The organism is Micromonospora sp. NPDC006431 (assembly GCF_042870725.1).
Classification (GTDB): Bacteria; Actinomycetota; Actinomycetes; order Mycobacteriales; family Micromonosporaceae; genus Micromonospora.
Window position 1 is genome coordinate 1 of record NZ_JBIAHQ010000029.1, and the last position, 23,956, is coordinate 23,956.

The 23,956-nt window shown below is 72.2% G+C and carries 25 protein-coding genes; 15 read left to right on the forward strand and 10 right to left on the reverse strand.

Translation table 11 applies throughout. The annotated features are described in order from the left end of the window. Nucleotides 1-128: 128 nt before the first annotated feature. Together ACFYM6_RS31605 and ACFYM6_RS31610 are read right to left on the reverse strand one after the other, a co-directional pair. Nucleotides 129-2,237: a PQQ-dependent sugar dehydrogenase gene (locus tag ACFYM6_RS31605; protein WP_387281134.1), complete on the reverse strand. Its 2,109-nt coding sequence runs from the start codon at nucleotides 2,235-2,237 to the stop codon at nucleotides 129-131. Between the two features lie 38 nt (nucleotides 2,238-2,275). Continuing rightward, nucleotides 2,276-3,226, reverse strand: coding sequence for a LamG-like jellyroll fold domain-containing protein (locus ACFYM6_RS31610; RefSeq protein WP_387281135.1), 951 nt, complete (start codon nucleotides 3,224-3,226; stop codon nucleotides 2,276-2,278). A gap of 274 nt (nucleotides 3,227-3,500) precedes the next feature. Between ACFYM6_RS31610 and ACFYM6_RS31615 the strand changes: the two genes are divergently transcribed. The 9 genes from ACFYM6_RS31615 (at nucleotide 3,501) to ACFYM6_RS31655 (ending at nucleotide 10,857) form a co-directional block, all read left to right on the forward strand. After that, nucleotides 3,501-4,535, forward strand: a complete 1,035-nt coding sequence (locus ACFYM6_RS31615) for a LacI family DNA-binding transcriptional regulator (protein WP_387281136.1) — start codon at nucleotides 3,501-3,503, stop codon at nucleotides 4,533-4,535. Nucleotides 4,536-4,610: 75 nt separating this feature from the next. Then, entirely contained in the window at nucleotides 4,611-4,919 is a 309-nt protein-coding gene (locus ACFYM6_RS31620) for a hypothetical protein (protein WP_387281137.1), read from the forward strand. Nucleotides 4,920-4,963: 44 nt separating this feature from the next. Beyond that, nucleotides 4,964-5,248: a hypothetical protein gene (locus ACFYM6_RS31625; RefSeq protein ID WP_073833067.1), complete on the forward strand. Its 285-nt coding sequence runs from the start codon at nucleotides 4,964-4,966 to the stop codon at nucleotides 5,246-5,248. Nucleotides 5,249-5,378: 130 nt separating this feature from the next. Beyond that, nucleotides 5,379-6,008 carry a maleylpyruvate isomerase family mycothiol-dependent enzyme gene (locus ACFYM6_RS31630; RefSeq protein ID WP_387281138.1) on the forward strand — a complete coding sequence of 210 codons (630 nt, stop codon included), beginning with the start codon at nucleotides 5,379-5,381 and terminating at the stop codon, nucleotides 6,006-6,008. A 64-nt stretch (nucleotides 6,009-6,072) separates the two neighbouring features. Next, nucleotides 6,073-6,540 carry an HNH endonuclease gene (locus ACFYM6_RS31635; RefSeq protein ID WP_387281139.1) on the forward strand — a complete coding sequence of 156 codons (468 nt, stop codon included), beginning with the start codon at nucleotides 6,073-6,075 and terminating at the stop codon, nucleotides 6,538-6,540. Nucleotides 6,541-6,861: 321 nt separating this feature from the next. Further along, the gene (gene helR, locus ACFYM6_RS31640) at nucleotides 6,862-9,009 is read left to right on the forward strand and encodes an RNA polymerase recycling motor ATPase HelR (RefSeq protein ID WP_387281188.1); all 2,148 of its coding nucleotides are present in this window, start codon (nucleotides 6,862-6,864) and stop codon (nucleotides 9,007-9,009) included. Between the two features lie 685 nt (nucleotides 9,010-9,694). Then, nucleotides 9,695-9,805: a VOC family protein gene (locus ACFYM6_RS31645; RefSeq protein WP_387281140.1), complete on the forward strand. Its 111-nt coding sequence runs from the start codon at nucleotides 9,695-9,697 to the stop codon at nucleotides 9,803-9,805. Further along, nucleotides 9,805-9,939, forward strand: a complete 135-nt coding sequence (locus ACFYM6_RS31650; protein ID WP_387281141.1) for a VOC family protein — start codon at nucleotides 9,805-9,807, stop codon at nucleotides 9,937-9,939. Before ACFYM6_RS31645 ends, ACFYM6_RS31650 begins: the two co-directional genes overlap by 1 nt. Nucleotides 9,940-10,317: 378 nt before the next feature. Next, nucleotides 10,318-10,857, forward strand: a complete 540-nt coding sequence (locus tag ACFYM6_RS31655) for a DUF1062 domain-containing protein (protein ID WP_387281142.1) — start codon at nucleotides 10,318-10,320, stop codon at nucleotides 10,855-10,857. A 187-nt stretch (nucleotides 10,858-11,044) separates the two neighbouring features. Here ACFYM6_RS31655 and ACFYM6_RS31660 read toward each other — a convergent pair whose 3' ends face one another. The 5 genes from ACFYM6_RS31660 to ACFYM6_RS31680 all read right to left on the reverse strand — a co-directional run bounded on the left by ACFYM6_RS31660 (nucleotide 11,045) and on the right by ACFYM6_RS31680 (nucleotide 17,160). Continuing rightward, nucleotides 11,045-12,208: an RNA polymerase sigma factor gene (locus tag ACFYM6_RS31660; protein ID WP_387281143.1), complete on the reverse strand. Its 1,164-nt coding sequence runs from the start codon at nucleotides 12,206-12,208 to the stop codon at nucleotides 11,045-11,047. Continuing rightward, a complete protein-coding gene (locus tag ACFYM6_RS31665; protein WP_387281144.1) occupies nucleotides 12,205-12,609 on the reverse strand; it encodes a YciI family protein in 405 nt (134 codons plus the stop codon). The genes ACFYM6_RS31660 and ACFYM6_RS31665 overlap by 4 nt, the downstream gene beginning before the upstream one ends. A 119-nt stretch (nucleotides 12,610-12,728) precedes the next feature. Then, nucleotides 12,729-14,432, reverse strand: coding sequence for an ABC-F family ATP-binding cassette domain-containing protein (locus ACFYM6_RS31670; RefSeq protein WP_387281145.1), 1,704 nt, complete (start codon nucleotides 14,430-14,432; stop codon nucleotides 12,729-12,731). A gap of 79 nt (nucleotides 14,433-14,511) precedes the next feature. Further along, nucleotides 14,512-16,146 carry a ribosomal protection-like ABC-F family protein gene (gene abc-f / locus ACFYM6_RS31675; RefSeq protein ID WP_387281146.1) on the reverse strand — a complete coding sequence of 545 codons (1,635 nt, stop codon included), beginning with the start codon at nucleotides 16,144-16,146 and terminating at the stop codon, nucleotides 14,512-14,514. Nucleotides 16,147-16,386: 240 nt separating this feature from the next. Beyond that, nucleotides 16,387-17,160, reverse strand: a complete 774-nt coding sequence (locus ACFYM6_RS31680) for a TioE family transcriptional regulator (RefSeq protein ID WP_387281147.1) — start codon at nucleotides 17,158-17,160, stop codon at nucleotides 16,387-16,389. Nucleotides 17,161-17,218: 58 nt separating this feature from the next. Between ACFYM6_RS31680 and ACFYM6_RS31685 the strand changes: the two genes are divergently transcribed. Both ACFYM6_RS31685 and ACFYM6_RS31690 read left to right on the forward strand, forming a co-directional pair. Further along, nucleotides 17,219-18,421 carry an erythromycin esterase family protein gene (locus ACFYM6_RS31685; RefSeq protein WP_387281148.1) on the forward strand — a complete coding sequence of 401 codons (1,203 nt, stop codon included), beginning with the start codon at nucleotides 17,219-17,221 and terminating at the stop codon, nucleotides 18,419-18,421. Between the two features lie 296 nt (nucleotides 18,422-18,717). Next, complete coding sequence (locus ACFYM6_RS31690; protein WP_387281149.1) at nucleotides 18,718-18,909, forward strand: hypothetical protein; 192 nt, start codon at nucleotides 18,718-18,720, stop codon at nucleotides 18,907-18,909. A gap of 7 nt (nucleotides 18,910-18,916) precedes the next feature. Here ACFYM6_RS31690 and ACFYM6_RS31695 read toward each other — a convergent pair whose 3' ends face one another. Both ACFYM6_RS31695 and ACFYM6_RS31700 read right to left on the reverse strand, forming a co-directional pair. Then, nucleotides 18,917-19,405 carry a DUF1992 domain-containing protein gene (locus tag ACFYM6_RS31695; protein ID WP_387281150.1) on the reverse strand — a complete coding sequence of 163 codons (489 nt, stop codon included), beginning with the start codon at nucleotides 19,403-19,405 and terminating at the stop codon, nucleotides 18,917-18,919. A gap of 100 nt (nucleotides 19,406-19,505) precedes the next feature. Further along, nucleotides 19,506-20,054 (reverse strand): GNAT family N-acetyltransferase, encoded by a 549-nt coding sequence (locus ACFYM6_RS31700; RefSeq protein WP_387281151.1) that lies wholly within the window; start codon nucleotides 20,052-20,054, stop codon nucleotides 19,506-19,508. A 233-nt stretch (nucleotides 20,055-20,287) separates the two neighbouring features. On the opposite strand from ACFYM6_RS31700, the gene ACFYM6_RS31705 reads away from it, so the two are divergent. Then, nucleotides 20,288-20,938 (forward strand): LysE family translocator, encoded by a 651-nt coding sequence (locus ACFYM6_RS31705; protein ID WP_387281152.1) that lies wholly within the window; start codon nucleotides 20,288-20,290, stop codon nucleotides 20,936-20,938. Between the two features lie 24 nt (nucleotides 20,939-20,962). Here the strand turns inward: ACFYM6_RS31705 and ACFYM6_RS31710 are convergent, their stop codons facing one another. Further along, nucleotides 20,963-21,472 (reverse strand): NUDIX domain-containing protein, encoded by a 510-nt coding sequence (locus tag ACFYM6_RS31710; RefSeq protein WP_387281153.1) that lies wholly within the window; start codon nucleotides 21,470-21,472, stop codon nucleotides 20,963-20,965. Between the two features lie 69 nt (nucleotides 21,473-21,541). On the opposite strand from ACFYM6_RS31710, the gene ACFYM6_RS31715 reads away from it, so the two are divergent. Genes ACFYM6_RS31715 through ACFYM6_RS31725 form a run of 3 tightly spaced genes read left to right on the forward strand, consistent with a single transcriptional unit; the run spans nucleotide 21,542 to nucleotide 23,949 of the window. Then, the gene (locus ACFYM6_RS31715; RefSeq protein WP_387281154.1) at nucleotides 21,542-22,651 is read left to right on the forward strand and encodes a hypothetical protein; all 1,110 of its coding nucleotides are present in this window, start codon (nucleotides 21,542-21,544) and stop codon (nucleotides 22,649-22,651) included. Nucleotides 22,652-22,665: 14 nt separating this feature from the next. Then, complete coding sequence (locus ACFYM6_RS31720; RefSeq protein WP_387281155.1) at nucleotides 22,666-23,304, forward strand: alpha/beta hydrolase; 639 nt, start codon at nucleotides 22,666-22,668, stop codon at nucleotides 23,302-23,304. A gap of 54 nt (nucleotides 23,305-23,358) precedes the next feature. Further along, the gene (locus tag ACFYM6_RS31725) at nucleotides 23,359-23,949 is read left to right on the forward strand and encodes a pyridoxamine 5'-phosphate oxidase family protein (RefSeq protein ID WP_073835105.1); all 591 of its coding nucleotides are present in this window, start codon (nucleotides 23,359-23,361) and stop codon (nucleotides 23,947-23,949) included. Nucleotides 23,950-23,956: the final 7 nt, after the last annotated feature.

Below are 23,956 nucleotides of genomic sequence, written 5' to 3' on the forward strand. Positions count from 1 at the left end.
CCGCCGCGCCGGGGCCGGCCGCGCGCCGCCCGCCGCCCCCCGGGCGCGGGCGGCGCGCGGGCGCCCCCCCCGGGGGGGGGGGGCCGCCCCCCCGCCCCCCCCCCCCCCCCCCCCACTCTGGGCGTTGATCAGGCCGCCGGCGTGCCGGTGACCGTGAAGAGACGGGTACGGCCGATGTTGTCGAACGAGCCGAAGCCCACCCGACCGGAGCCGAAGGTGGTGTCCTTCGCGGTCAGCAGCGGGTCCTTGGCGTTGTCGACGTAGACGGCGATCTCACCGGTGGCGGGCAGGTGCACGACCCGCACCTTGTGCCAGTCGGCGTCGGTGATCGCCGGGTTGGCGCCGCGGGACCGTCCGTTCCACTGGTGGTCGATGCGTTCCCGGTCGGCGTTGTTGACCTTGAAGATGCCGTTGTGCGGGTAGATCGTGTTGTCGGTCGACAGGTGCGCGTAGTAGTACTGCGTGTCCGACTGCCAGCCGAAGACGATGATGATGTCCCGGTTGCTGACCTCCACGGGCGTGTCGAGGCGTACCCGGGCGTCGATCTGCACCGACGACCAGGCCGCCGGGCCCTTGTTGAGCAGGGCGTACTCGAACGGGCGGCGGGGGCCGGGGCGGCTCACGCCGGCCTCGGCGAGGATCACCTGGTCGCCGTCGAACTGCCACTTGGCCGGGGTCACCGGGGTCCAGTTCTCGGCGCCGCCGGTGTGGACGACCTTGGTCTTGCCCACGTCGCCCTTCGCCACCTTCTTGGTGCCGACCACCTTCCAGATCTTCCCGTTGGCCTTGGCCACGATGTAGAGCTCGCCGGCCGCGTCGGTGCCGAAGCGCAGGTCGACCCGGTTCGGGTCACCCGGCGCACCCGGGCTGGAGAGGTCCTGCATGCGTACCAGGTCGCCGGCGGTGGTGTAGAGGGCGAGCCGGTGGATCGGGGCGAGACCCTCGCCGCGGCGCATCTCGTCCGCCTGGGTGTAGAGGATCTGGCCGTCGACCAGGTCACCGAAGACGTACTTGCCGATCAGGGCCGGCAGGGTGTGGCCGCGGTAGACGAAGCCGCCCGCCACCGCGACGCCCACGTCGGAGGTGCAGTTCCAGCCCGGGGCCGGGTTGTGGTCGTACGCGGCGACCGGGTACGTGTAGCCGTACTTCGCGTCGTCGGCCGGCAGCGGGTAAAGCTTGTCGCACGGCTTGGTCGCGGTCTTGTCGAAGACCCACGAGCCCTCGCGCTCGCTCCAGCCGAAGTTGTCCCCGGCCCGAACCTCGTAGATCGACTCGATGGCGTGCTCGCCGATGTGGCCGAGGAACATCCGGCCGGTGGCCCGGTCCCAGCTGAACCGGTGCGGATCGCGGAAGCCCACCGCGTAGATCTCGCCGAGCGCGCCGTCCCGACCGACGAACGGGTTGTCGGCCGGGATCCCGTACCGGCCGTTGGGCGCGTTGGTGCCCTGCGGGTCGATCCGCAGCAGCTTGCCGTGCGGCATGCCCATGTTCTGCGGGTCGCCGTTGCGGTAGCCCTGCCCGCCGTCACCGACCGCGAGGTAGAGCATGCCGTAGTCCGCGTCGTCCGGCTTCGCGGTCGGGTTGAAGTTGATCTCCTGGATGCCGTGGATCTGGCCGCCGAAGCCGATGCGCAGCAGCTCCCGGTGGGTGCCGGAGAAGGTGTCGGCGGCCGGGTCGGTGGCCGTCCACTCGGTGATGACGCCCTGGTAGATGGTGTTCGGCTGGGCGTAGTCCGGGGTCCGGGTGGCGAGCGAGGCCTGCTCGGTGTGGATGGTGTAGAAGCGGCCGTTGTGCGCGAAGTCCGGGTGGAACGCGACGTACCCGAAGCCCTGGCCGAGGCCGCGGCCGGAGAAGAACTGCGGCGCGAAGGTCGCGGCCACGTCGAGGTAGACGTGCGGCACGCCGTTCTCGACGAAGTAGAGGTTGCCGTTGAGGTCCGGCACGGCGCGGCGGCCGGAGCCGTCGGGCAGTTCGTTGATGGTGTTGATCCGGGCCTTGCGGACCAGCCGCTGGTCGACCGGGGCCGGGTTCGGGTTCGACTGCGGGAAGCTGGCGTACTCCTGCAGGACCAGCCCCAGCTGGGACTGGATCGGCGACTCGGGGATCGGGTCGTAGACGGCGCCGGCGGCCCGGGCGGGTCCGGCGACCAGGGTGGACAGGACGAGGGTGGCGGCAGTGACCCCGGCGGTAAGGGCGGCTCTGCGGAGCCTGCCGGTGCTGCCAGCGCGAATGAACACGCGGGTTCTCCTTCTCGGTGGGACGGACCGAGGAACGGTCAGCGGGCCATGTAGCGGTACTGCTTGGCGATGTCGCTCGCCGGGATCACGCTGTCGAGGAACATGAGCCCGTCCATGCGGCAGTCGCACGGGTTGCGCTCGAGGTTGTTCTGCGGGAAGCTCCCGCCGATCTTGATGCCGCGCGGGTCGGTGGCGCTGGTGACGTGCGGGCCGGGCCCGGACACCTTCCACGGGTCACCGGCGACGGTGTAGAAGCCGTCGACCGGCTCGCCATTGCGGTAGAGCGCCATGGTGCCGGTGGTGAAGTCGTAGGTGGCCGCGAGGTGCACCCACTCCCCCTTCGGCAGCAGCGTGCGCCAGTCCTCACTCGCCGCGAACGTCTGCGAGGATCCGCCGTCGAGGCGCCGGCCGAGCGCGACCAGGCGCAGCTCACCGTTGACGTCGATCAGCTCGAGCAGGGCCCGCACACCGTGCCCGTCGGAGTCGCCGGTCAGCACGCCGGCCAGGCCGATCGCGTTGTACCGGTCGGTCGGGTTGGCGGTGGTGGAGTTCGGTGCCGGGCCGTCCATCTCCCGCTTGAACCAGCCCATCACCGTCGTACCCTCGGCGCCGCTGAACGCGCGCAGCGTCCGTACGCCGCTGGACGACCAGATGCCGGCCTTCCAGTCGTCGTTGCCGGCGACCTCAGGGTTGACCTGCCGGGTCTGCAGCGCGTTGCCGCTGTTCTTGTACGCCTGGTCGGGCACCCGCATGTCCGCGCCGCCGTTGACCAGTTCGATCTCGGTGCCCGAGCGGCCGAGGTCCCGTTCGAGCGCGGCGTCGCCGGGCATCGGGTGGTCGAAGTCGTAGAACGCGACCAGATGCGACCACAGGGCGGGGTGGACGTCGTGCGGGCCGGGCCGGTCGGCCTGGGCGGGGCTCGCGCTGGCTGTCAGGGCCAGGCCCAGCAGGGCGGTGGCCGCGATGGCTGCCCTTCTGCTTCTTCTCATTGGACGGTGCTCCGTTCGTCGGTGCGTGGTGGTCGCTGACGAAAGCGCTTACGTGAGGCGCGGGACCGTGCTGGTCACTGAAGTTGGAGGTACGTCTGGACAGGACTGAGGGCGGCCCGGGCCGCTGGCCGGGCGAGGTGACGCTCGCCGGACGGCGGTCGGGCAGCGGCGGTGCCGCGCTTACGAAAGCGCTTACGAAAGCGCTTACGTACTCTATGCTGTGCCTTACGCCACAGGCAAGAGCGCGGATCAATGTGACGTCAGGAGTTCGTGGATGCCCAAACCCGGTGCCCGGCTGCGCCTCGTCGACGTGGCGGAACGCGCCGGCGTCTCGCTGGCGACCGCCTCCCGCGCCCTGGCCGGCCGCGAGGGCGTCAGCGAGGAGGTCGCCGACCGGGTCCGGCAGGTCTCCCGCGAGCTCGGCTACGTCGCCAACCCGTACGCCCGCACCCTCGCCGGCGGCGCCAGCTCCACCGTCGGCCTGATCGTCCACCAGATCGACGACCCCTACTTCTCGGAGATCGCCAGCGGGGTCGTCGAGGTCGCCGCCGAGGAGGGGCTGCTGGTCCAGATCGCCCACTCCGGCCGCGACCCGGAGAACGAGCTGCGCCAGCTTCGGCACCTGATCGCCCAGCGGGTCGGCATCATCCTGATCGCCGGGTCCGGCTACGACGATCCGCGCGTGGAGGGCGAGGCGCGCACCGAACTCGCCGCGTTCCAGCGCGCCGGCGGCCGGGTCGCCGTCATCGGCCGGCACGCCCTCGGCGTCGACGCCGTCGTGCCCGACAACGAGGCCGGCGGCCGCGCGATCGGCGCACACCTGCTGGGACTCGGCCACCGGCGGATCGCCGTGGCCGCCGGCACGCCGGGACTGACCACAGTGGCCGACCGGCTCGCCGGGGTCGCCGCCGCGCTGTCCGCGCACGGGCTCTCGCTCGACGAACTGCCCGTCGTGCACTCCGACTTCACCCGCGACGGTGGCCGGGTGGCCGCCGAGCGGATCCTGCACCAGCACCCGGACAGCACCGCGATCATCGCGCTCAACGACGCGATGGCGATCGGCGTACTGTCCATCCTGCGGGCCCGGCGCATCCCGGTGCCCGAACGGATGTCGGTAGTCGGCTTCGACGACGTGTCGGTCGCCGCCGACCTCGCCCCGAGCCTCACCACGGTACGCCTGCCGATGACCGAAATGGGACGGATGGCCCTCACCCTCGCCCTCAAGCCCAGGTCGACCCGCCCCCGCCGCCGGCCCACCGGCCACACCCTGGTCGTCCGCGACTCGACCGGCCCCGCGCCGGCCGGCTGACCAGGCCGGCTACGCGATACGGCGACAAACCGGCGGCGGCGGGTTTCCCGGCCCGAGCCCCGGGAAGGCACCGGCATGGCCGAATCTTTCGTGGATGAGGACCTGGCGACGCTGCGCGCCATCGCGTACGCCGCCGGGATCCCGGGTTGCGAGCGGATGTCGCACGACGAGCTCGTCACCGCGCTGCGCCGGGCCGGCCTGTCCGAACCGACCGGCGGGCCGATCGACACCAGCCTGGCCGATCCCGGCGATCCGGGCACGGACGAGGGCGTATACCACGGCCAGGGGGTGGGTCGCCGCGAGTCTTCGGGTGGTCCGGCTGCTCAGACGGCGGCGCCACGACCGGGCCCGCCCGGGCCGGGTCGGCCGGCCATCGGCCGCTGACCGGCACCGCCGGCCAGCTCGACAGCCAGCACACGGGAGGCGACATGAGCGACGACATCAAGCGCGTGGCGAAGTCCCGAGCCGATCACCTGGGGGGCGAAACCGCGCACCAGCGCCTGGACGAACGCGGTGTGACGCGGGGCCGTACCGGTGATTCCCGCACCGCCGGCCCACCGGACGGCACCGGCATCGCCGCCGGGGTGGAGGGCATGCCCCGCAGCGACCTCAACCTGGGTGACGAGAGCACCGGCGGCCGGGCCGCCGAGCAGGCGATCGGCGCCCTGCCCGAGGAGTCCGGCACCGAGATCGAAGACCGCACCGAGCGGTGAGGGTGCAGTACCGGGGCGGCCTCGCTACGCGAGGCCGCCCCGGCGTACGTCCACACCGGACATGGCCTGAAGGTCGGGCTGCCGGACGCCGGGGCGGCGTGCAGTGCGGTGCGCCGGTAGCGTCGCCGGTGTGGCTCTACTGGACATGGTCGCGGCGGAACGACGCCGGTTCGCCGACCTGATCGACTCGCTGACGCCGGAACAATTGGACACGCCCAGCCTCTGCGGAGAGTGGACGGCCAAGGAGGTGGCCGGCCACCTGATCGCACCGTTCGCCACGCCTCCCCGCTGGCTTCTGCCGCTGACCCTGCGCAGCCGCTTCAACCTGCACCGGGCCAACGCCGAGCTGGCCCGCAGGATCGCCCGGCGGCCGACCGCCGAACTGGTGGCCGAGCTGCGGCGCAACGAACGCAACCCGTTCAAGCCGCCCGTGGTCGGCCTCTTCGGCCAGCTCACCGACCTGCAGGTGCATGGCCAGGACGTACGCCGCCCACTCGGCCTGCCGCACGAGCTCGACCCGGATCACGCCCGGACCTCGCTCGACTTCCTGGTCAGCCGCCGGTCGGTGGCGTTCGGGCCGCGCCGGCTCCGGGCCGGGCTGCGGTTCGCGGCCACCGACCTGGACTGGGCCCGGGGTGACGGGCCGGAGGTCCGGGGCACGGCGGAGGCGTTGTTGCTGGCCCTCACCGGGCGACTGGTCGTCCTGCCGGAGTTGGCCGGCGAGGGCGCGGAGATCCTGCGCGTCCGGTCGGCCCGGTGAGCGCCTGAGTACGCCGACCCAGGCGCGAGCGACCGAAGTCAGCGAAGCCCTCTACCCTCACGACGTGCTGTCGCAGATCAAGGGCTTGTCTCGCCATTTCACCGAGGAGACGCTCCGAACCTACCTGCTGGACCGCTCAGTCCGCGCGGAAGACGGCTGCCTCGTCGTGCGTGGCTACGGCAACCACCGCGGCGTGTACCAGAAGGTTGCGGGCCGGGCGTGGGCCCACATCGCCGCGTTCGTCGTCTTCGTCGGCGACTACGACCCTGCGCTGGATGTTCACCACGCCTGCGGTGTGCCGGACTGTATCGAGCCCACCCACCTGCGTCAGGTCGGTCATGGCGAGAACCGTCGCAACCGGAAACAGCAACCGCAGTGCCGCAACGGACACGACCGCGAAATCGATCCCCGGACCGGCCGCTGTCGCAAGGTCTGCCGGCGCTGCAACAGCGATGCGCAGAAGCGGTGGCGCGATCGGCAAGCCAGCCAGGTGGCCGAGGCCCGCGCCAGCTACGGCCGCCCAACGGATTGACAGGCGAACCTCCACCCAGCTGGGTGGAGGACGCTCTTGGCGATGCCGTCGCGCGGAATGCTGCCGCTTCGCGAGGAGATGACCCATCCACCTGGGCGACAAATAGAAAGGACAGGGAGAGCACTTACTCCCTGCCACTATCAACATATAGCGCACTGGGGGACTTGCGGCAAGACCCTGGTCGTGCCGCAGAATCGCCGGCCGAGGCCAGAACTTGACGAAATGGGAACCGCGAAATGCGTGCGTTGTTGTTGTCGACGTATTGCGCGGGCACCACGACGACGGCCGCGGCCTCAGATCGGAGCTGATGACGTGACCCCGCTGACCACCAGCGCGTTTGATCTTCCCGACCACCTCTCCCCCAAGGCCGACCCGGCGCTCATCGCCGGCGACGAGCGGCATTTCGCGGCCATCGCGGAGAGCCTTGAGCAGACGATCGCCGACCTGTCCGGCCGTCTCGATGCCGAACTCAAGGCGCCCGGCGGCAAAGGCCGGCAGGCGCTGGACCGGGACCAGGCGATCCACCGGCTGACCGCTCGCCTGCGCGCCCTGCGCCGCTTCAGCCGGGACCTGTGCCTGGGCCGCATGGTCAGCGCAGACGACCCCGAGCCCGGGTACGTCGGACGACTCGGCCTCACGGACGGCGCGGGTCGCCGGCTGCTGGTCGACTGGCGCTCCCCCGCGGCCGAGCCGTTCTTCGCAGCGACCCACGCCAACCCCATGGGTCTGGCGAGCCGCCGCAGGTATCGCTGGACCCGCGGCCGGATCACCGACTACTGGGACGAGGTGTTCACCCCGGACGGGTTCGAAGGGCACGCCGCGCTCGACGACCAGTCCGCCTTCATCGCCAGCCTGGGCGGCAACCGGTCGGCCCGGATGCGGGACGTGCTCGGCACCATCCAGGCCGACCAGGACGCCATCATCCGCGCGGGCTCCGGCGGCGCTCTCGTCGTCGACGGCGGCCCCGGTACGGGGAAGACCGTCGTCGCCCTGCACCGCACCGCGTACCTCCTCTACTCCGACCCCCGCCTCGGTCACCGCCGGGGCGGCGTGCTGTTCGTCGGCCCGCACCAGCCCTACCTGGCGTACGTCTCCGACGTCCTCCCCAGCCTCGGCGAGGAGGACGTGCAGACCTGCACGCTGCGCGACCTCGTCCCCGAGGGCGCCGCAGCCAAGATCGAGGTCGACCCGGAGGTGGCCGCGCTGAAGTCGTCCGCCGACATGGTCAAGGCGATCGAGGCGGCCGTACGGTTCTACGAGGAGCCGCCCGCGAAGGGGATGACGGTCGCGACCGAGTGGTCCGAGATCCGGCTGAGCGCCGACGACTGGGCGGAGGCGTTCGAGGCGCCGGATCCGGGCACGCCGCACAACGAGGCGCGCGAGCAGATCTGGGACGCGCTGCTCACGATCCTGCTCGAGAAGTACGACGGCGACGAGCCGGAGGCCCAGTTCCGCGCGTCGATGGAGCGGAACCGGGAACTACGCGCGGTCTTCCACCGCGCGTGGCCGCTGCTCGACGCGGCCGACCTCGTCGGAGACCTCTGGTCGGTCCCCGCCTACCTGCGCAGATGCGCTCCCTGGCTCAGCACGGACGACATCCGCAAGCTCCAGCGTGCGGACGCCCAGGCGTGGACGGTATCTGACCTGCCGTTGCTGGACGCCGCGCGGCAGCGGCTCGGCGATGCGGAGGCCGCTGAGCGCCGGCGCCGGCATGACGCCGCCACCTCCGTCGGACGGGAGCAGATGGCCCAGGTCGTCGACGACCTGATCGCCTCCGCCGCGTACGACGACGGTGAGGGCCTGATGACCATGCTGCGCCAAGGGGACCTGCAGGACGCCCTGGCCGACGGCGTCGCGCCGCCGCCCGCCCACGACCCGGATGTGCTCGCCGGCCCGTTCGCGCACATCGTCGTCGACGAGGCTCAGGAACTGACCGACGCGGAGTGGCAGATGTTGCTGCTCCGCTGCCCGTCCCGCAGCTTCACCATCGTCGGGGACCGCGCCCAGGCCAGGCACGGGTTCACGGAGTCGTGGCAGGAGCGGCTCGAGCGGATCGGGTTCGACCGGATCAACCTGGCCTCCCTGAGCATCAACTACCGGACGCCGAAAGAGGTCATGGCGGAAGCCGAGCCGGTCATCCGGGCCGTGCTCCCGGACGCCAACGTGCCGACCTCCATCCGCAGCGGCGACGTCCCCGTCGTACACGGATCTGTTTCGGATCTGGGTTCGATCCTCGACACCTGGCTCGCCGCGCACGCCGACGGGATCGCCTGCGTCATCGGCGATCCCGCGTTCCGGGCGACGTCCCGCGTCCGGTCGCTGACCCCGGAGCTGTCGAAGGGGCTGGAGTTCGACCTGGTCGTCCTCGTCGACCCCGAGGGATTCGGCAACGGCATCGAAGGCGCGGTCGACCGCTATGTCGCGATGACCCGAGCGACCCAGCAGCTCGTCATCCTCACCAGACCCTGACCACGTGCCGGCCCGGGTTTGATCGGCGGCGCACAACGGGCCCAGGCCGCACGCCCCCTGGCGCGAGGTCGGATTTACACCAGCCTCGTTCATTACGCCAAAGAACTGTCATTATGATGTACAGGCGTCTTGTCCGCATCTGTCCGTTTCGATTAACGGATTATTGGTAAATCCAATCTGGTAATGCAGGATCGAGGATGGAGGGCTCCGCTAACGAACGCGCCACGAGCCGGTCGACTCCGTGGGAATGGGTGTGGTTGCCCCTGACGCAACGTGCGGCCCTACCGCAGGTCAACGTCGAGCGCCCGGAGCGAAGCGCGGCCGTACGGTTGGCATCCTCTGCTCGGGAGCGGCGGATGGCCCACCGGCTGGTTCATACCGCTCATCCAGCTGGCTGCAGTGTTGGGCGGCATGGCGCTGCGGCTTGTTAGGTGAATTTCGAAGCTCGGAATGACTCAGCCCTCGGCTGGTTTTGGGCGGAGGCGCTCGGCTGGGGTGTTTCCAGCGAGGACCCGGTGTGACCAACGTTGGACCCGTCGGCTTCGCCCGGCGAGCCCCGTCGCCGTCTGCGTCGATGTCGTCACCGTCCCGGACCCCGAAACGGTGAAGCATCACGTGCGCCTCGATCTCGCCACCACCTCTGCTGCCCATCAGGCGGAGTTGGTCGCGCGCCTGAAGGATCTCAGTGCGACCCGACTGTGCGGATCCGCGGGCCATAGCCCGGTTCTGGAGTGAGGCGATGGACTGGACCCTGCGCGAGCCCCATCCATCTCGACCTGATGCCGTATCCCGGTAATGATCAAGCGGCGGAGGTGGCCCGGCTGGGGGGCTCTCGGTGCCACCGGCGTCGGCGTCGGCCGGGGCCATGTGTCGTGGACGTGCCTCGCCGATCCCGAGGGCAGCGAGTTCTGCGTCCTCGCCCCAGGCTGACGCGGAGCCTTGCCGGCCCTCACCGTGGACACCAGCGACGGCTGTCGGCGGACCTCGACGCCACCATCGCCTTCGCCATTGCGGGGTCCCGGTAGCACTGACGAAGTTCCGGTCCGAAAACCGTTTGAGCCTTCCTTCCGCGTTCCCGTAGGTTGCCTGCGGCCCGTCGCAGTGAGGACAGAGGACAAACCGCGTGACCCCGCCTGCTCTTTAGACCTGACACCTTCTTCCGCTCACCTGTAGCCGACGCTCCCGTCGGTTCTGCCGGGCTGCCCTTGTGCGCCCGGCCATACAGCGTTTGAGGTCGCGCGCAATCGGCCTCGTGTCAGGTCTAGAGAGATCAGGTCTAGCAAGATCATGTCTTCACAACCTCATACCGTGCTGTCCTGGGTCGTTCGTCGGACCAGGCTGCCTCTGCTGTCGTTGCGGTGCGTGGACTGCCGGTCGGAGTCGGCCACCACCGGCGAGGGCAGGTTCCGCGTCAACGCCAACGGCAAGCTGCTGGACGTGTGGCTGCTGGCCCGCTGCGTATCCTGCGATCGGACGAGCAAGCTCACCGTGCACGAGCGAGCAACGGTCAGATCCTTCGATCCGGCCGAGCTCCACGGCTACGGCGTCAACGACCCGGAACTGGTGGCGTCCAGGCTGTTGGATCCGCTGTTCGCCCGGCGCAACCGCTTCACCCTGGACTGGACGGGGGCCTGGCGGCTGGACACCCCGACGACATGGCTCGACGAGGCGTGGCCGGTCCAGGTGGAGGTCGTCTTCGAGGATCCGGTCCCGGTGCGCCCGGAACGGCTCATCGCGCAAGGGCTCGGCCTCAGCAGGAACGAGGTACTGCGCCGGATCAAGTGCGACATTCCGTTGCGCCGTCCGACGAGCGCCGGATTCACCTTCACCGTGATGGTCGCGGACTAGCGGGAAGGAAGCCGGGTGGGCCCCCGACCCGCCCGGCTTCACCCCTTGAAGCCGCGACCGCTGAAGGCGCTGGCACCAGGTCAGTAGTAGGCCGCGGCCGCGATGCAGCAGACCGTAGAGGTGGCCCTGTTTCAAAACGGCACAAGGCCCCCGAAAGGCTTACCGCCGGTTTCCGTTCCGATGTTCCTCAACCCCCATGCCGCACCCACGGACGCAGCAGTTGCCGCACCCGGGCGGCCTCTCGAGTGAGGTGGTCGCGCTCCGGCACGCTGGTAGCGGCGCGGGATGCCTCGGCATAAAGTTCGGCGGCCTGCTCGAGGTCGCCGGCGCGTTCGTGCAGGTATCCCGTCACCGCGGCGTAACGGGGCAGGTCGGGGTTCACGTCAGCCAGCGCCGCCAGGCCGGCCTGCGGTCCGTCGGCCTCCCCGACGGCCACTGCGCGGTTGAGCCGCACCACCGGGCTGCCGGTGAGGAGCAGCAGTTCGTCGTACCACTCCACGATCTGCACCCAGTCCGTCTCGGAGGTGCTCCGGGCGTCCGCGTGCAGGGCGGCGATCGCGGCCTGTGCCTGGTATTCGCCCAGCCGGTCGCGGGCCAGCGCGGCCTGCAGAATCGTCACCCCCTCGGTGATCAGGCCGGTGTCCCAACGCGATCGGTCCTGCTCACCGAGCGGCACCAGGCGACCTCCGGGGCCGGTGCGCGACGCGCGGCGCGCATGGTGCAGCAGCATGAGCGCGAGCAGCCCCGCGACCTCGGGCTCGTCGGTCAAGGCGACGAGCTGGCGGGTGAGGCAGATCGCCTCGGCCGCCAGGTCGACGTTTCCGCCGTACCCCTCGTTGAAGACGAGGTAGAGCACCCGTAGCACCGTGCCGAGATCGCCGGGCTGGTCGAGCGGCAGCCCCGCGATCCGCCGCTTGGCCCGGCTGATCCGCTGCGCCATGGTCGCCTCGGGGACGAGGTATGCCGCCGCGATCTGCCGCGTGGTCAGGCCACCGACCGCGCGCAGCGTCAAGGCGACGGCCGAGGCTGGCGGCAGGGTGGGGTGCGTACACAGGAAGTAGAGCCGCAGCGTGTCGTCGGTTGCGGGCGTCGGACCGGCGGGAGGCTCGACCTCCACGGCGAGTTCCCGCCCCCGCCGCGACGCCTCGGCGCGGGCGGCGTCGAGGAACCTGCGCCACCCGACGGCGACGAGCCATGCCTTCGGATCGCGCGGTGGATCATCCGGCCAGGTGTCCAGCGCCCGGATCAGGGCCTCCTGCACGGCATCCTCGGCCGACGCGAAGTCAGCTCCGCGCCGGACGAGGACACCGATGACCGCGGGCACGAGTTCCCGCAGCAGCGACTCGTTCACTCGGTCACCGTGGGCGACTCGGTGAGAAACGGTCGCACCTCGAGCCACTCGTGGATCGGCTCGCCGCCGGCCCCGGGAGCGGCGGACAGCTCCCCCGCCAGCTGGACTGCGCGGTCCCAAGACTCCACGTCGATGACCATCCAGCCGGCGATGAGGTCCTTGGTCTCGGCGAACGGACCATCGGTCACCGGTGGGCGCCCCTCGCCGTCATACCGCACGAACGCGCCCTCGGGCGACAGTGCCTGTCCGTCGACGAACTCACCCGTCCCCTCCAAGCGGGCTGCGAAGTCGCGCATGAACTGCACGTGCGCGTCGACCTCCGCCGGCGTCCACTGGTCCATCGGCACGTCGTTGACCGAAGCCGGGGCGCCGCGGTAGTGCTTCAGCAGCAGGTACTTCATGGTGGTCCTCCTCTTCGTCGCGCGGCCCGTCGTGGCCGCTCGTGTCCCTGGGACGGAGCCAGCGCCACATTCTCGACACCCGGACACGACAACGATCCAGGACACCCGGGCAGGCTCTGCTATCCGTTCCGGCCGACTCCCTGCGGGTGTGGCGGCGTTACGCGGGCGAGCAGCTTGTGACCCGCGCTGTCCGAGCGCTCGCGGTCGGAGCCGAGCCGGATCTCCCGCCCCTGCCAGCGCTTGCGCAGCCAGCGGTCGTGGCTGGCCAGCACGATCGCGCCGGGGCCGCCGCCCAGCGCCGCTTCCAACTCGTCGCACAGGCGCGGCGACAGGTGGTTGGTGGGTTCGTCGAGCAGCAGTAGCTGCGGCGGTCGCGCCACCAGCAGCGCCAGCGCGAGACGTCGGCGCTGCCCCACCGAGAGCCGGCCGACCGGCTTGTCCAGATCCGTCTCGTGCATCAGGCCCAGCGAGCCCAGCGGCACCGCCTCGGCCCGCTCGGCGCCCAGCGCCAGCTCATAGGTGGCCCGGACGGACCGGTCCGGCCGGTCGAATACGGTGTTCTGGGCGAGCAGTCCCACGGTCAGCCCGCGCCGCCGCCGCACCTCACCCTCGGGTGTGAGCCGCCCGGCGAGCACGGCCAGCAGGGTCGACTTCCCCGCCCCGTTCCCCCCGGTGACCAGCAGACGGTCGGTCGCCGACACCTCCGCACGCACCGGTGCGAGCCGGCCCGGCACCCGTACGTCAGCCAGGGACACCAGCGGACCGTCGCCCTCCGCCGCGGGTGCGGCGAGTGCCGTGCTCTCGAACCGCAGGGGCTTCGGCGGCTCGCCGACCTGGCAGCGTTCCAGCTCCTCCAGCCGGCGGGCGGCGTTGCGCACCCGGCGGGAGATCTGGCTCTGCACCCGGCCGGCGCGGTGGCCGTAGCCCATCTTCTCGTTGTCGCGCGGCCCCCGGTCCGGTGCGACGCGGTGCGCGGTGACCTCGGCGGAGACCCGCAGCGCCGCCAGTTCCTCCTGTTCCTCGGCCCAGCGGCGCTCCCAGCGGTCCCGCTCAGCACGTTTCTCGGCCAGGTAGGCGCTGTAGTTGCCGCCGTAGCGGACCGGGCCCTGCATCGCGGGGTCGAGGTCGATCAGGTCCGTGCACACGGCGTCCAGAAAGGCCCGGTCGTGGCTGGCCACCACGACGACCCCGGGCAGGGTGCGCAGTTGCTCCTCGACGAAGGCGGCGGCACGGTCGTCGAGATGGTTGGTCGGTTCGTCCAGCAGCAGCGCGGCGGGCCGCCGGACCAGCAGCGCGGCCAGCGCGAACCGGCCGCGCTGCCCGCCGGACAGCGACCCGAGCGTCCGGTCGTGGTCGAAGCTGCCGAGGCCGAGGCCGTCGAGCACGAGCGCGGCCCGCCGGTCGGCGTCCCAGGCCTCCCGTTCCTGGGCCTGTTCGAGCCGGACGCCGTACGCGTCGAGCAGGCCGGGGTACTCGGCCGCGTCCTGCGCGGTCCGCGCGAGCTGATCGGTGAGCCGGTCCAGCTCGGCGAGGTCCTCCCTGGCCTCGCGTAGCGCGTCGTCGAGTACGTCGGCGATTGTCGCGTCGGTGTCGTAGGGCATCTCCTGCTGGAGAAAACCCAGGTCGGGTGGGCGCGTGACGCTGCCGGCGTGGGGCTCGTCCGTCCCGGCCAGCAGGCGCAGCAGGGTCGACTTGCCGACGCCGTTCTCCCCGATCAGCCCGATGCGGTGCCCGGGCGAGGCGGTCAGGGAGACACCGTCGAGCACCCGTCGGTCGCCGAGGGTGTGGACGAGGTCGTGGGCGAGCAGAGCGGGCTGAGGCATGGGATCCGTCCAACGTGATCGGTGCGCGGCCCGCGGGGTGGTATGCCTCGGACACGGGCCAGGTCGACACGCCGGCGGCTCACACCTCAGGGACCCCCGTCTCCTTCAGCACGCCGTCGGCCAGCCGCAGCCACCGGTTCACGCCGATGTCGCGCAGGAACCGTTCGTCGTGGCTGACCACCACGAAGGCCCCCTGGTACGAGTTCAGGGCGCTCTCCAACTGGCCCGCGCTGATCAGGTCGAGGTTGTTCGTCGGCTCGTCCAGGAGCAGCAGGTGCGGAGCTGGTTCCGCGCACAGCACACAGGCCAGGGTGGCGCGCAGCCGCTCGCCTCCGGAGAGCACCCCGACGGGCAGATGGGCGCGGGGCCCCCGGAAGAGGAAGCGGGCGAGCAGGTTCATCCGCTCGGCCTCCGGCCGCTCCGGGGCGTAGTCGGCGAAGTTCTCGGCGACCGTACGGTCCACGTCGAGCAGGTCGAGGCGCTGCGAGAGGTAGGCGATGCGGCCGTCGGCCCGCTTGATCTCGCCGCTCTGCGGTGTCAGGTCGCCGTTGATCAGGCGCAGCAGGGTGCTCTTGCCGGCACCGTTGGGACCGGTCAGCGCGATGCGCTCCGGGCCCCGCACGGTCAGGTCGACGCCCTGGCCGGCGAACACGTCCCGGTCGCCGAGGCGGACGCGGAGCTGTTCGCCGAGGAACAGGGTGCGTCCGGCGGGCACGTTGGTGTCCGGCAGGGCCAGCGTGATGCTCTGTTCCTCGCGCAGCGCACGCCCGGCCTCGTCCAGCCGGGCCTTCGCCTCGCTGACCCGGTTGGCGTGCATCTGGCCCGCCCGGCCCGCGGACTCCTGCGCGCCCCGCTTCATGGTGCCGGCGAAGATCCGGGGCAGGCCGGCGCTCTTCAGGTTGCGGGCAGCGTTGCTCTGCCGGCGTTCGGCGCGCTCGCGGGCCTGCTGCATCTCCCGCTTCTCCCGCTTCAGCTCCTGCTCGGCGTTGCGGACGTTCTTCTCGGCGGCTTCCTGCTCGGCCCGCACGGTCTCCTCGTACTCGGTGAAGTTGCCGCCGTAGAAGCGCAGTTCGCCGCGGTCGAGTTCGGCGATGCGTTCCATGCGGTCGAGTAGGGCGCGGTCGTGGCTGACCAGGAGCAGCAAGCCGTTGAAGTCCTCCAGCACGTCGTAGAGCTTGTGCCGGGCGTCGAGGTCGAGGTTGTTGGTGGGCTCGTCGAGCAGCAGCACGTCGGGCCGCTTCAGCAACTGGGCGGCGAGGCCGAGGGAGATGACCTGGCCGCCGCTGAGGGTGCTCAGGCTGCGGTCCAGGGTGAGGTCGGCCAGGCCGAGGCGGTCGAGCTGGGCGCGGGTGCGTTCCTCGATGTCCCAGTCGTCGCCGATGGTGGTGAAGTGCTTCTCGTCGACGTCCCCGGACTCCACGGCGTCGATGGCCTGGATGATCGCGGCGACGCCCAGCACCTCGGCGACCGTGAGGTCGCCGGTCAGGGGGAGGCTCTGCGGGAGGTAGCCGAGGGTGCCGGTCACGGAGACCGACCCGGTGTCGGGCCGCAGTTCACCGGCGATGAGCTTGAGCAGCGTGCTCTTGCCGGTGCCGTTGGGCGCGACGAGGCCGGTGCGGCCGGAGCCGACGGTGAAGGACAGGTCCTGGAAGACGGGAGTGTCGTCGGGCCAGGTGAAGGACAGGTTCGAGCAGACGATGGAGACGTCGGACATGGAGGTGACCTCGTGATGAGGGGGCAGGGAAGACACTTCTGCCCCGGCGGCAGACAGGGGAAAGAGGGGACGACAGCAAGGCCACGTCGGCGGCGCTTCCACGCGCCGGGCCGGTGGCCTGTCGGGTCCGGGTATCACCCGGAGATGTCGTCGTCCGCCACCATGTCTGGTCTCCTCAACAAACGATCAACGCCGCCACCACTCTAACAGCAGCGGGTGTGGGACCGGAGACACGACGGATCATCCGGCCGGCCGCAGGGGGCCCGGCGCTGCTGGTGCGGCATTCGGCCTGCCTCCGGGTGGAGCCGGTCGGCAGGCGAGGTAGGCGTCCAGTGCGGCGGCGCCGGTGAGCATGGCGCGGCTGCGGGCCGAGAGGCGGGCGCGCCAGTCACTCAGCATCGATTCCAGGGGTGCGACGCCTCCGGCGGAGCGGACCTGGGCGATCAGCGGGGCGATCTGCTCCAGCAGGTAGCCGCCTCGTCTGAGCTGGTGGGCCAGCAGGGCGTCGCGTACGTCGGCCGCGCGGTAGACCCGGTAGCCGGTCCGCGGGTCGCGGCGCGGCTGGACCAGGCCGGCGCGTTCCCATTTGCGCAGGGTGGCCGGGCGGATGCCGAGCCTTCTCGACAGGGGGCCGACGAACGTGTCGCCGCGTTCCGGCGGTACGGGACTGAGGTCGTGAAGCGCGGCTTCGACGGCCTGGAGGGTGCGGCGGTCGTCGAGCAGTTGGGCGTGGCTCTCGTCGATGAGGCGAAGCGCGTCCTCGGTCGCGTCCCGGTTGACCGCCTGCATGATCGATGTGGCCGTCTGGTGGCCGTGTCCCGGTACGAGGGCGAGGAACGCCTGCAGGGCGTTCGCGTGCAGCGGCGTGTAGGTGCGGTAGCCGTGCGGGGTGCGTTCCGCGCCCGGCAGGATGCCTGCCGCCTCGTAGTTCCTGATCGCCTGCGTGGACAGGCCGTGCCCGCGCGCCAGGTCAACCGGCCTCAGCCGACCGCCGTCTTGAAGGTTACGCCTCACTGGCCCGCCAATATCGCATAGAAGTTTCAACCGTTGGTTCAACGATACCGTTGAAGGCATGACTGCTGGCATCACAGACACCGCCCATGCCGTTGACGCCCCTACCGTCATGGGATTGCTCCCGGCCCGGCCGCGGCTGCTTGCCCTGGGTGAGCCCACCCACGGCGAGGACGTTCTGCTCGAGGTGCGCAACGATCTCTTCCGGCAACTCGTCGAGCAGGAGGGCTACCGGACAATCGCGATCGAGAGCGACTGCATGATGGGCCTGGTCGTGGACGACTACGTCACGTCCGGCACGGGCACCCTCGACGAGGTCATGGAGCGCGGCTTCAGCCACGGGTGGGGCGCCTTCGCGGCCAACCGCGAGCTGGTGCGCTGGATGCGCGCGTACAACGACGGCCGGCCCGCGTCCGAGCAGGTGCGCTTCGCCGGTTTCGACGGCCCGCTGGAGATCACCGGCGCCGCGAGCCCCCGGCAGGCCCTCACCGCACTCCACTCCTACCTCACCGCCCGGGTGGACGCCGACCTGCTCCCCTGCACCGCGGAAACGCTCGACCGCCTGCTCGGCGCCGACGACCGGTGGACCAATCCCGCCGCCATGATGGACCCGTCCCAGTCCGTGGGGCAGACGCCCGAGGCCACACAGCTGCGACTGCTCGCCGACGACCTGGTAGCCCTGCTCGACACGCAGACGCCCCACCTGATCGCGGCGTCCTCACCCGACGACTGGGACCGGGCCCGCATGTACGGGCGCACCGCCACCGGCCTGCTGCGCTACCACTTCTGGATGGCCGACACGGCACCGAGGCGCATGGCATGGCTGCTCGGCGTGCGGGATGCGATGATGGCCGCCAACCTGCTCGCCCTCGCCGAACGGGGCCCGACGCTGGTGAACGCCCACAACGCACATCTGCAGCGGGACAAGAGCACGATGCAGATGTGGGAGGGACCGGTGCAGTGGTGGAGCGCCGGGACGATCGTCAACGCCCAGCTGGGTGAGGGGTACGCCGTCCTGGCCACGGCCCTCGGCACGATCCGCCACCACGGTGTGCAGACCCCACCCCCGGACACCATCGAAGGGCTCCTGTACGCGCTCCCGCAGGACCGATACGTCGTCGACGCCCGCCGACTGGCCGACGCCCTCGGCGACGTGACACCCGCTCCCCGGGTGTCCCCCTGGTTCGGCTACGCCCCGCTGGACCCGGCCCACCTGGCCAGCATCGACGGGATCGTGTTCGTGAAGGACGCCCCGCGGAACTAGGATCACCGTGGTGCCCACAGGACTCACCAGGGACGCCGGCTGGCAGATCGGCGTGTCCCGGACACGGAGCCCGGACGATGCTCCGGTTCCACCAGGAGCATCTGGCCAGCGCCGCAGAGCGCGCACAACAGCGGGCATACTGGCAGCGCATCCTGGACTCGCTGCCGCCCTCGACCAGCGGTGAACGACATGACGGGGATGACCGCGGCGGATGTCCGCAGCGCCGCCGCCGAGATGACACGGGTGCTGCGGCCCGCCGTGGACCGCGACTGGACCGTGCCGGCGGCAGACCTGGAGTGGACCTCACCGGCGGCCTCGGGCTGGACTGGTCGCCGCCACCACAGCTGTGCGCCGGGGTGCTGGGCCGGCTGTTCCCGGACGCTCCGGACGGCGACCCCGCCGCGGTGCTGCTCTGGATGACCGGCCGGGCACGGCTCGGCGACCGGCCGCGGCGTACCGCGTGGACCTGGCGGGCCGCACTCGGCTGAGGCAGGGTCAGCGGCGGCGCCAGGGCAGCCACCAACGTCCGCGCTGCCCGCGGACCGGGACGCCCGCGCTGTCCGCCGTCACGGCGGCCGCGATCCGCTCGGCGGCGGCCCGTGCGCGTTCCTCCCGCCAGACCCGGACGGTCTCCTCGACGTTGACGGGGCGGACCACCACCCGGGGTCCGCTCGGCGCGCGCAGGAAGTCCACGATCTCCCGGTTCAGCGCGGTGACCGCCGCCCGCACCGACTCCTCGGTCGGCAGGTCCCGCACCTCGCCGGGCAGCCGCTCCACCCGGCGTCGCAGCTGCAACGGGGTGGGCAGCAGCAGGTCGCCCGGAATCCGCTCGCGCTCCAGGAAGCTCTTGATCCACCACGACTCGTCGTAGGGCAGGCCCCGCCCGGGGATCGGCTTGCCGGCGCCGGGCAGGTTGTCGAACTCGCCGCGCTCCTGGGCCGAGCGGATCTGCGCCTCGACCGCCGCATCCCAGCTGGTTGTCACCGCCGTCACCTCCCGCTCCCACCGTAGCCGCCGCTCCCGTGCGAGGTCAGCGCCGAGGCGGTGGCGGACCATTCCCACCCGGCCGGCGGGTCCGGCAGGGTCAGCGGTGCCAGCGCACGTGCCGGTGCCCGTCACGGGGGAACGGGGGCCGGGCGGGCAGCACCTCCTGGAAGGCGTACCCGCTCTTCTCCGCCACCCGGCAGGAGGCCAGGTTGTCCACCTGGTGCAGCAGCTCGAGGTGGGTCAGCCCGCCGGCGGCGAAGCGGGCGAAGGCCCAGTCGCTCACCGCGGTGACCGCGCGGGGTGCGACCCCGCGACCGCGGGCGGGCGCCGCGGTCCAGTAGCCGACCTCGGCGTACGGGCGGCCGGGGATGATCTCCTTGAGCACCACGTTCGCCACCAGCCGCTCCCCGTCCGGCTCCGGCTCCAGCACGGCGAAGCTGAACCGGCGGCCGGCCGCCCAGCCCTGGCGGGCCCGGCGCAGGAACGTCCGGGCGTCCGCGGCGGTGGTGACCGGAAACCGGGTCCAGCTGCGCAGCACCGGGTCCTGGTACGCCGCCAGCAGGGCCTCGACGTCGCCGGCGCGCCACGGTCGGAGCACGAGTGCGGGGGCGGTGGCCGTGGCAGCGGCGCGCAGGACCATGGACATGCCCGCATTCTCGCGCCTCGGTCCCGCCCGCCGGAAGCGGGTCGATCACCTCCTGGGCGCCTGAACCGCCGGACGTACGCGTCGCGGGTCCGCGCCGACCACCGCCGGCGCCGCAGCCACGTCACGCAGCCCGGCTGTGCCGGCCCGACGGGTGGGACGGCCTGTGTCCACCGGATCCGGGCGCGACGGCCCAGGCGTAGGGTGATCAGCAGATTCACCGGAACGGGGGCGTCATGGTCACTACCGGAGCGTTGGTGGGCATCGGCCTGGTGGCGTTGGGCCTGGTGCTCACGCCCGGTCCGAACATGGTCTACCTGGTGTCCCGGTCGGTCACCCAGGGCCGGCGGGCCGGGCTGATCTCGCTGCTCGGGGTGGCCGCCGGCTTCCTGGTCTACCTGGTCGCGGCGGTCGCCGGCATCGCCACGGTGTTCGTGCTGGTGCCGCCGCTGTACGTGGCGGTGAAGCTGGCCGGGGCGGCGTACCTGCTGTGGCTGGCCTGGCGGACGCTGCGCCCGGGCGGCCGGTCGGCGTTCACGCCCGCGGCGCTGCCGCCGGACCGCCCCCGGCGGCTGTTCACCATGGGCCTGGTCACCAACCTGCTGAACCCGAAGATCGCCATCCTGTACGTGTCGCTGCTGCCGCAGTTCATCGACCCGGCGCGCGGTCACGTGGCGGTGCAGAGCCTGCTGCTGGGGCTGACCCAGATCAGCATCGCGCTGGCGGTCAACGGGCTGATCGTGCTCACCGCCGGCACGGTGTCGTCGTTCCTGACCCGCCGGCCGGCGTGGGAGCGGGCGCAGCGGTACGTGATGGGCAGCGTGCTGGCCGGGCTCGCGGTCCGCATCGCCGCGGACCGGTCCCGCGCCGCCGTCGCCACCCCCTGACCGGTACGCGCGGCCGACGCACGGTCAGAGGTTGTCGGGTCCGGTGAGGCCCGCGTGCCGCTCACCCGGCGCGGCGTACCAGGCCCGGGCCTGTTCGCGCAGCGCCGTGTCGATCCGCAGCCGGCTCCAGTCGTCCAGCTCCGGCAGGTCGGCCGGGTCGAACCAGCCGACCGCGACGGACTCGTCGCCGTCGGCGGTGGCGGCGCCGCCGACCGCCCGGCAGCGGAACCACACGTTGAGGTACTCGCAGGTGTCGCCGTTCGGGTAGCGCACCGGATGGGTGGCCACCCCGCCGACCCGCTCGATCGCCACCCGCACCCCGGTCTCCTCGTACACCTCGCGCAGCAGCGCCTCGGCCGGCTGCTCACCCGGGTCGACCATTCCGGCGGGCAGCGACCAGCGGCCGTTGTCGCCGCGGCGGGCCAGCAGCAGCCGCCCGGCGTCGTCGGTCACCACCGCGCTGACCCCGTAGAGCATGAGCAGGTCGTGTCCGATGTGTTGGCGCAGCCGCGCGACGTACGGCGAGACAGGCATGCCCGGCAACCTACCCGCCGCCGGCGCGGCCCGCCGGGCCGCCCGGACCGGTCACTAGACTTCGCCCCGATGGACGCCCAGCCCACCCCCGACACCCGCCCCTGCGCGCACTGTGGACGGGAGGTGCCGCAGCGTGCCGGCGCCGGCCGTCCGTTCCGCTACTGCCGGGACAACGACGGCGCCTGCCAGCGGGCTTCCCGCAACTCCCGGATGCGCCACCGCAACGCTCCCGGCCTGCCCGGGCAGGTGGCCCGCACCTGGGAGGCGGTGGACAGGCTCGACCAGATCGTCGAGAGCCTCACCGAGGCGCTGCACGCCGAGCTGTCCCCGGCCGGGGTGGAGCGGCAGGTCGCCCTGGTCCGTGCCGAGGCGGCCGCCCAGGTCGCGGCCGCGCACACCGAACGCGACGACGCCCGCCGCGACGGCGAGGACGCTGCCGCGGCCGCCGCCCGCGCCCGGCAGGAGGCTCAGGCGGCGGCCGCCGAACGGGACACGGCCCGGCAGCGGGCCGAGCGGGCCGAGGCGGAGGCCGCCCGGGCCGTGGCGGGGGCGCGGCACGCCGAGGCGGCCCGGGACGAGGCGCGCGGGGAGGCCAGCGCCGCGCAGGCGCTGCGGGTGCAGGCCGAACGGGACCGCGACGCCGCCCGCCACGAGCTGCGTACCACGCGCACCGAGCTCGACGTCCAGCGGCGGCGGGTCACCGACCTGACCGCCGAGCGGGATGCCGCCCGCGGTGACGCCGAGCGGGCCACCCGTTCGGCCGGGGAGGCGGTGGAACGCGCCGAGCGGCTGGCCGCCGAGGCGGACCGGTCCCGGGCCGACGCCGAGGCGGCCCGGGCGGCGGCCGAGCGGGCCCGCACGGAGACCGCCGAGGCGCGGCGGGGCGAGCAGCAGGCGCGGACCGCCGCGGAGCGGGCCGAGGCCGCCCGGGTGGAGGCGGTCGCGGCGGCTGGGCAGGAGGCGGCGGCCCGCGCCGACGAGCGGGACGCCCTCGCCGCGGACCTGGCGGCCGCGCGGGAGGGCGCCGGCGCCGCCGAGGCTCGGCTGGCCGAGCTGACGGTTCGGCTGCGCGCCGCCGAGACCGACCGCGACGCGGCGCAGCGGCGGGCCGCCCAGCTCGCGGACCAGGTCAGCGACCTGGCCAGCGCCCTGGCGAGGCTCGGCGCCCGCGACACCTGACGTATTTTGGTTGAATGCACAACCAGATGACGTTCCCGCCGCCGGTGGCGGCCATCGCCGGCAACCCCGACCCGGCGGCCCCGCTGGTCGTGCTGCTGCACGGCCGCGGCAGCCACGAGCAGGAGATCCTCTCGCTGGCCGGCCACCTGCCCGCCGGCCCGGCGTACGCGGCGGTCCGCGCGCCGATCGCCGAGGGCGGCGGCTACGCCTGGTTCGCCAACCGGGGCGTCGGCCGCCCGGTCGCCGCATCGTTACGCGCCGCCATGGACTGGTTCCGCGGCTGGCTCGACGAGGTGGCCCCCGCCGGCCGGCCGGTGGCGCTGGTCGGTTTCAGCGGCGGCGCCGCGTTCGCCGGTGGGCTGCTGCTCGACGACCCGGCCCGGTACGCCGGCGCCGCGATCCTCTACGGCACCCTGCCGTTCGACGCCGGGGTGCCCACCACGCCCGGCCGGCTGGCCGGGGTGCCCGTGTTCGTGGCCCAGGGCGAGCACGACAGCGTCATCCCCCGCGAGCTGCTCGACCGCACCTGGGCGTACCTGCGCGGCAAGTCCGGCGCGGCCGCCACGGCCCGACGCGACCCGGTCGGCCACCAGATCGCCCCGCCCGCCCTGACCGGCCTGTCCGACTGGCTGCGGGAGCGGCTGCCCGCCTGATCACGGGCTGGGACGGGGCGGCGCCGACAGCCCGGCGACGGCGATGATGCGGGTGTGGGAAAGACGTACGAGCGCATCGACGGCCGGCTGCGCACCTTCATCGAGGCGCAGCCGATGTTCTTCACCGCCACCGCCCCCCTGGCCGGCGACGGCACCGTCAACCTGTCCCCGAAGGGCCTGCGCGGCTGCCTCGCGGTGCTCGACGAGCACACGGTCGCCTACCTCGACTTTGCCGGCAGCAACGCGGAGACCATCGCCCACCTGCGGGAGAACGGCCGCATCACGCTGATGTGGTGCGCGTTCACCGGCCCGCCGAACATCGTGCGGGTGCACGGACGCGGCGAGCCGGTGTTCCGCGACGATCCCCGCTGGGCGGACCTGCTGCGCCACTTCCCCGACATCGACGCCAGCGTGCACGGGCTGCGGGCGATCATCGTGGTCCGCGCCGACCTGATCCGCGACACCTGCGGGTACGCGGTCCCCCTGATGACCTACGACGCGGACCGCGACCTGCACGGCCGGCGGTTCGCCCGGGAGGACGACGCGTCGCTGAGCGCCTACTTCGCCGGCAAGCCGCACATCGCCACCAGCATCGACGGGCTGCCCGGCCTGCCGCTGCCGCTGCCACCCACCCCGGCGGCCTGATACCCGG

Excerpts from the sequence above, each read along its gene's own strand:
- ACFYM6_RS31610 (WP_387281135.1), bottom strand. The coding sequence starts at position 3,226 with ATGAGAAGAAGCAGAAGGGCAGCCATCGCGGCCACCGCCCTGCTGGGC.
- ACFYM6_RS31615 (WP_387281136.1), top strand. The coding sequence starts at position 3,501 with ATGCCCAAACCCGGTGCCCGGCTGCGCCTCGTCGACGTGGCGGAACGC.
- ACFYM6_RS31620 (WP_387281137.1), top strand. The coding sequence starts at position 4,611 with ATGGCCGAATCTTTCGTGGATGAGGACCTGGCGACGCTGCGCGCCATC.
- ACFYM6_RS31625 (WP_073833067.1), top strand. The coding sequence starts at position 4,964 with ATGAGCGACGACATCAAGCGCGTGGCGAAGTCCCGAGCCGATCACCTG.
- ACFYM6_RS31650 (WP_387281141.1), top strand. The coding sequence starts at position 9,805 with ATGATCAAGCGGCGGAGGTGGCCCGGCTGGGGGGCTCTCGGTGCCACC.
- ACFYM6_RS31665 (WP_387281144.1), bottom strand. The coding sequence starts at position 12,609 with ATGAAGTACCTGCTGCTGAAGCACTACCGCGGCGCCCCGGCTTCGGTC.
- ACFYM6_RS31670 (WP_387281145.1), bottom strand. The coding sequence starts at position 14,432 with ATGCCTCAGCCCGCTCTGCTCGCCCACGACCTCGTCCACACCCTCGGC.
- abc-f (WP_387281146.1), bottom strand. The coding sequence starts at position 16,146 with ATGTCCGACGTCTCCATCGTCTGCTCGAACCTGTCCTTCACCTGGCCC.
- ACFYM6_RS31685 (WP_387281148.1), top strand. The coding sequence starts at position 17,219 with ATGACTGCTGGCATCACAGACACCGCCCATGCCGTTGACGCCCCTACC.
- ACFYM6_RS31700 (WP_387281151.1), bottom strand. The coding sequence starts at position 20,054 with ATGTCCATGGTCCTGCGCGCCGCTGCCACGGCCACCGCCCCCGCACTC.
- ACFYM6_RS31705 (WP_387281152.1), top strand. The coding sequence starts at position 20,288 with ATGGTCACTACCGGAGCGTTGGTGGGCATCGGCCTGGTGGCGTTGGGC.
- ACFYM6_RS31710 (WP_387281153.1), bottom strand. The coding sequence starts at position 21,472 with ATGCCTGTCTCGCCGTACGTCGCGCGGCTGCGCCAACACATCGGACAC.
- ACFYM6_RS31715 (WP_387281154.1), top strand. The coding sequence starts at position 21,542 with ATGGACGCCCAGCCCACCCCCGACACCCGCCCCTGCGCGCACTGTGGA.
- ACFYM6_RS31720 (WP_387281155.1), top strand. The coding sequence starts at position 22,666 with ATGCACAACCAGATGACGTTCCCGCCGCCGGTGGCGGCCATCGCCGGC.